The sequence below is a fragment of the Streptomyces sp. SID3212 genome, assembly GCF_009865405.1.
In the GTDB taxonomy this organism is placed as follows: domain Bacteria; phylum Actinomycetota; class Actinomycetes; order Streptomycetales; family Streptomycetaceae; genus Streptomyces.
On record NZ_WWJY01001248.1, the window covers coordinates 1 to 5,643 of the forward strand.

The 5,643-nt window shown below is 71.2% G+C and carries 6 protein-coding genes and 1 pseudogene; 5 read left to right on the plus strand and 2 right to left on the minus strand.

All coding sequences use genetic code 11. From position 1 onward, the window contains the following. A pseudogene (locus GT042_RS37590) lies at positions 1–236 on the plus strand (hypothetical protein); the annotation flags it as partial. A gap of 44 nt (positions 237–280) precedes the next feature. After that, positions 281–727 (plus strand): hypothetical protein, encoded by a 447-nt coding sequence (locus GT042_RS37595; protein WP_161313153.1) that lies wholly within the window; start codon positions 281–283, stop codon positions 725–727. 26 nt (positions 728–753) lie between these two features. Here the strand turns inward: GT042_RS37595 and GT042_RS37600 are convergent, their stop codons facing one another. Further along, on the minus strand, positions 754–1,302 hold the full coding sequence (locus GT042_RS37600; RefSeq protein WP_161313154.1) for a hypothetical protein: 549 nt from the start codon (positions 1,300–1,302) through the stop codon (positions 754–756). Between the two features lie 107 nt (positions 1,303–1,409). Here GT042_RS37600 and GT042_RS37605 point away from each other — a divergent pair, with 107 nt between their 5' ends. Together GT042_RS37605 and GT042_RS37610 are read left to right on the plus strand one after the other, a co-directional pair. Beyond that, positions 1,410–2,702 carry a cytochrome P450 gene (locus tag GT042_RS37605; protein ID WP_161313155.1) on the plus strand — a complete coding sequence of 431 codons (1,293 nt, stop codon included), beginning with the start codon at positions 1,410–1,412 and terminating at the stop codon, positions 2,700–2,702. Between the two features lie 60 nt (positions 2,703–2,762). After that, entirely contained in the window at positions 2,763–3,494 is a 732-nt protein-coding gene (locus GT042_RS37610) for a hypothetical protein (RefSeq protein ID WP_161313156.1), read from the plus strand. Between the two features lie 435 nt (positions 3,495–3,929). Here the strand turns inward: GT042_RS37610 and GT042_RS37615 are convergent, their stop codons facing one another. After that, the gene (locus GT042_RS37615; RefSeq protein ID WP_161313157.1) at positions 3,930–5,141 is read right to left on the minus strand and encodes a pyridoxal phosphate-dependent aminotransferase; all 1,212 of its coding nucleotides are present in this window, start codon (positions 5,139–5,141) and stop codon (positions 3,930–3,932) included. Between the two features lie 94 nt (positions 5,142–5,235). Here GT042_RS37615 and GT042_RS37620 point away from each other — a divergent pair. After that, positions 5,236–5,643 (plus strand): helix-turn-helix domain-containing protein (locus tag GT042_RS37620; RefSeq protein ID WP_161313158.1); only part of this gene is annotated, 408 nt, incomplete at its 3' end.

The following is a 5,643-nucleotide window of genomic DNA, read 5'->3' on the forward strand; positions in this document are numbered from 1 at the left end:
CCTGGGACCCGCCGGCCGGCCCCTTCGACCGCGCCCGGCCGGCCCTCGCCGCCGCCGACCAGCCCCACTTCCGGCCCTGGCGCAACCGGCTCTCCACCCCGTCCCTCCAGCTGCGCTTCGGCCGCGACGGCCTCTGGTACGGCTACGAGTCGGACCGCGACCGCGAGGACTGGTGGCCCGGGGGCACCCCCGACACCGACCCGGTGGGTGCGCTCACCGCCCTCCTCGGCCGGTGACGGGTAGTCTTCCCTCGTAGCGGAGTGTGCGCGAAGGGGGCCTGATGGAAGCGGAGTTACTGGCGCTGGCGACGGCGGGAGCGACGGCGCTCGTCCAGCAGATGGCGACGGACGGCTGGACCTCGGTACGCGACCGGGTGACCGGCTTTCTCACCGGCAGGGGAGCCGCGACGGCCGAGGCGGTCGAGGCGGACCTGGAGAGCGGCCGGGCCGAACTGACCGCCGCCCAGGGCGCGGACGGCGAGGAGACGGGGGCCAGGACCGTCGAGGACCTGCGCACCGAATGGCGGAACCGGCTGCGCCGCACCCTCCTCGCCGACCCGGAGGCCGCGGCCGAACTGCGCGCGCTGCTGGCGGAGTTGACCCCCGCGCAGCCGGACCGGCGGCCCGGCGACGTGCACAACACGGTCAGCGGCGGCACGGTGCACGGCCCGCTGGTCCAGGCCCGCGACATCGGCCGCCTCGACCTCGGCCCCGGCGGCCGGAGCTGAGCACCGGGCAGGCCGGGCAGGCGGAGTCAGGCCGTGCTCCGCCGTACGTCCTCCGCCCAGTGCACCAGCGTGGCGAAGTCCGCCTCCCGCAGCCCCCGCCGGGGATGGATCCTCAGCAGCAGGGCCGGGGCGTCGTGGTGCGCCGCGACATGGGTCCTGTCCCGCTCCGTGATCATGTCGTCGACCCAGGCGAACGGGCGCCCCGCGGCCCACTCCAGCAGCGGCCGGGTCTTCCAGAACAGGCCGTCCGGGTCCTTCGCGAAGAGTTCCGGCCACTCGATCACGGGGAGGTCCGTCGGGAGCCCCACCACCGGAGCGATCATCACGTTGGCCTCGTGCATCCAGGTGGTGGCCCAGGTCAGTTCGTACGGTAGGGCCAGCAGCCGCGCCCCGTGCCCGGGGTTGAGGCGCACCCGCAGCCCGCGCCGGTGGCTGCGGGATCCGGGCGTCCGGCGGGAGAGCCACGCCGAGGGGTGCAGCCGGGTGCTCGTGTAGCCGCGCGGGCGGTGCAGGCGGGCGGCGTAGGGATTGAGGGGACCGTCGACGTCGAGAAGGAGCAGCGGGCGTTCCGTCATGACGGGACACTGCCCATCCGAACGACCGATGACGACTCCGGGACCACGCCCGCCCGCAGCGAGGAGTCACGTCTCACGGGCCGCACGGGCCTGTTTACGCTGGTCCCATGGCACCTTCGACCCCAGGCCCGTCCCCCACGCCGCACATACCGGACGCACCCGCCGCACCCGCCGCACCGCACGCACCCGCTGCACCTGAGACTCCCGCGCCGCGCACGGAGCCCGCCGACCTCACGGGCGAGCTGCTGGCAGACCCGTACGACGTCTACGCGCGGCTGCGCGAGACCGCGCCCGTGCGGCGGGTCACCGGGCCGGACGGGCTGCCCGCCTGGATCGTGACGCGCTACGACGACGTACGGCAGGCGCTCACGGATCCCCGGCTGTCCCTCGACAAGCGGCACGCCCTGCCCGGCAACTACCGGGGCTTCTCGCTGCCGCCCGCGCTCGACGCGAACCTGCTGAACATGGATCCGCCGGACCACACCCGGATCCGCCGCTTCGTCGTCCAGGCGTTCACCGCCCGGCGCACCGAGAAGCTCAGGGAGCCGGTCCGCCGCACGGCCGAAGAACTGCTCGACGCCATGGCCCCGGCGGGCCGCGCGGACCTCGTCGCCTCGTACGCGGCCCCGCTGCCCATCGCCGTCATCTGCGAGCTGCTGGGCGTACCGTCCGAGGACCGGCGCGACTTCCGGGAGTGGACCGACGCCCTGATCACCCCCGACCCCGCGCGCCCCGAGGGGATGAAAAACGCGGTCCGCGCCATGCTCGGCTTCTTCACCGGCCTCATCGGCCGCAAGCGCGCCCAGCCCGCCGACGACCTGCTGTCCGCGCTGATCGCCGCCCGGGACGAGTCCGACGACCGCCTGAGCGAGGACGAGTTGGTCTCGCTCGCCTTCCTCATCCTCTTCGCGGGCTACGAGAACGTCATCCAGCTCATCGGGACCGCGACCCTCGCCCTGCTCCGCGATCCGGCCCAACTGGCCGCGCTGCGCGCCGAACCGGCGACGATGCCGGCGGCGGTCGAGGAGTTCCTGCGTTACGACGGACCCGCGCTGACGGCCCTGCGCCGCTTCCCGGTGGAGGACATGACCATCGGCGGGGTGACCGTACCGGCGGGGGAGACCGTGCTGCTCTCCCTCGCCTCCGCCAACCGCGACCCGAAGCGTTTCCCCGACGCGGACCGGCTCGACCTGGACCGCGACACGGCCGGCCACCTCGCTCTCGGCCACGGCATCCACTACTGCCTCGGCGCGCCCCTGGCCCGGCTGGAGACCGAGATCGCGCTCACCGCGCTGCTGGAACGCTTCCCGCGCCTCGCGCTGGACGTGCCGGACGACGCGCTGCGCTGGCGGCCCTCCACCCGCGCCCGGGGACTGCGGGAGCTGCCCGTACGGTTCTGAACCGTGGCGCGGGCGAATAATCGTTCGATGGGAAGTCAACTCGTCGATAGTGTCTGCGTCGTGGCGAAACTCAATCAGATCATCGCGGTCGAGAAAGGCGTCAAGGCCAAGGCGCACCAGGACCTGACGGCGGCTCATCACGGCCTCCAGAAGCCGGCGTTGCTCGTCGGCATCTCCCGTACGTACCAGGCGAAGGACGAGGAGGGCGAGCAGCTTCCGCCCGAGTCGACCCGGGTCCAGGTCCAGGCCGAGGACGTACTGCGCGACACCGCGAAGTCGCTGACGCGGCTGTTCGACGTGACCGCCACCAAGGACTGGGCGAACTGCGAGGCGCGCGCCGATGTCACCGTGGACGGACGGGTGTTGGTGGCCGCCGTGCCCGTCTCGTACCTCCTCTTCCTGGAGAAGCAGCTGACGGACCTCAACACGTTCGTCCGCAAGCTGCCGGTGCTGGACGCGTCGGAGGCCTGGAGCCAGGACCCGTCGACGGACGCGTGGAAGACCGAGGCGGTACGGACGCTCCGCACGAAGAAGGTCCCCCGCAACCACGTGAAGGCCGAGGCCACGGAGAAGCACCCGGCGCAGGTCGAGGTGTACTACGAGGACATACCGGTCGGTTACTGGACCACGACCAAATTCAGTGGCGCCCTGCCGGCCCGCCGGGTCAACGAGCTGCTCGACCGGGTGGAGAAGCTCCAGCAGGCCGTGAAGTTCGCCCGCGAGGAGGCCAACGGCGCCGAGGTCACCGACCAGCGGGTGGGTGACGCCGTGTTCGGCTACCTGTTCGGGTAGCCTCATTGATTCCCCGGCCGGCGCACAGACGCCGGGCGGGGTGCGCGAGGAGCGCAAGCTGAAACTGAGGCTTGTCGTGAAAGGCGCGGTTCCGGTGGAGGTTCGACTCCTCCCCGAGGCACTTCCTGCCTCGGTGGCCCAACTGGCAGAGGCGACCGCGATCAATCTCAGACTATTGCTCCAGACTCAGCATTCGCCACCGATCGCCGGATCGACCGGACTCAGGCCCCGGACGTCGAAATGCCGGTTCAATTCCGGTCTGCGCAGCTCGATGCGCGGTGGTCCAAAGGCAGGACGCGACGACATCATGCTGACCTGGGTCCTCAAGTGTGCCGGTGTGCGACATGGTGGCAATCCCAGGGCTCGGGAGCCGGCTACGCTCCCGAGCCCGCTCCCGTTCCCGGGCCTCCGCACGGCGGCCCGCCGGGCCGGACCTCACTGCCGGTAGCCGCCCAGGAAGCGGCCGATGCGGCTGATCGCGGCGTCGAGATCGTCGGCGTACGGCAGTGTCAGGATCCGGAAGTGGTCCGGGCGGGGCCAGTTGAAGCCCGTGCCCTGCACCACCTGGATCTTCTCGCGCAACAGCAGGTCCAGGACGAAGCGTTCGTCGTCGTGGATCTTGTGCACCTTGGGGTCGAGGCGCGGGAACGCGTACAGCGCGCCCTTCGGTTTGACGCACGAGACACCGGGGATCTCGTTCAGCTTCTCCCAGGCGCGGTCCCGCTGTTCGCGCAGCCGGCCGCCGGGAGCCGTCAGCTCGTGGATGGACTGCCGGCCGCCGAGCGCGGCCTGGATGGCGTACTGCGCGGGCGCGTTGGGGCACAGCCGCATCGACGCCAGCATGGTCAGCCCCTCCAGATAGCTGCGGGCGTGCTGCTTGGGCCCCGAGACGACGAGCCAGCCGGAGCGGAAACCCGCCACGCGGTACGTCTTAGACAGCCCGCAGAAGGTGAGGACGACCAGGTCGGGGGCGAGGGCGGCGGCGCAGTGGTGCACCGCGTCGTCGTAGAGGATCCGGTCGTAGATCTCGTCGGCGAACACCATCAGCTGGTGGCGGCGGGCGAGATCGAGGATCCCTTCGACGATCTCGCGTGGATAGACCGCGCCGGTGGGGTTGTTGGGGTTGATGATCACGACGGCCTTGGTGCGGTCGGTGATCTTCGACGCCATGTCGTCCAGGTCCGGGTACCACTCCGCGGACTCGTCGCAGAGGTAGTGCACGGCCCGGCCCCCGGCGAGGGTCGTCGCGGCGGTCCAGAGCGGGAAGTCCGGTGCGGGGATGAGGACTTCGTCCCCGTCCTCCAGCAGCGCCTGCACCGCCATGGAGACCAGTTCGGACACACCGTTGCCGAGGAAGACGTCGTCGACGGTCACCTCGGCCAGACCCAGGGTCTGATAGCGCTGGGCGACGGCGCGGCGGGCGGAGAGGATCCCGCGCGAGTCCGTGTAGCCGTGGGCCTGCGGCAGCATCCTGATCATGTCTTGGACGATCTCCTCCGGCGCCTCGAAGCCGAAGGCCGCGGGGTTGCCGGTGTTGAGGCGCAGGACGCTGTGGCCTGCCTCCTCCAGGGCGTCGGCCTGCTCGATGACCGGGCCGCGGATCTCGTAACAGACCTCGCTGAGCTTGCTCGACTGCCGGAATTCCATGCGGTGGGCTCCCAGACCTCGTTCGACCGTCTTGCTTCTTGCCGTTCTTGCGATACTTGGTTTTACCAAGTGCGAGCTTGGAAAGTCCAACAACATGTCTAGACTGCGACGCATGCCACGCCGCCGAAGCTACGACCAGTACTGCTCCGCCGCCCGTGCCCTCGATGCCGTGGGTGACCGCTGGACCCTGCTGATCGTCCGTGAACTGCTGGCGGGCCCCCGCCGGTACACCGATCTGCACGCCGATCTGCCCGGCGTCAGCACGGACGTGCTCGCGTCCCGGCTCAAGGACATGGAGCGCGACGAACTGGCCACGCGCCGCAAGCTGCCCCCGCCGGCGGCGGCCGTCGTGTACGAACTCACCGAGCGGGGCCGGGGGTTGCTGCCGGTGCTCACGGCGCTGGCGCGGTGGGGCGCCCCGGCCCTGGAGGAACGCCGCCCCACCGACGCCGTACGGGCGCACTGGTTCGCCGTGCCGCTGATGCCGGTGCTCGCCGCGTGC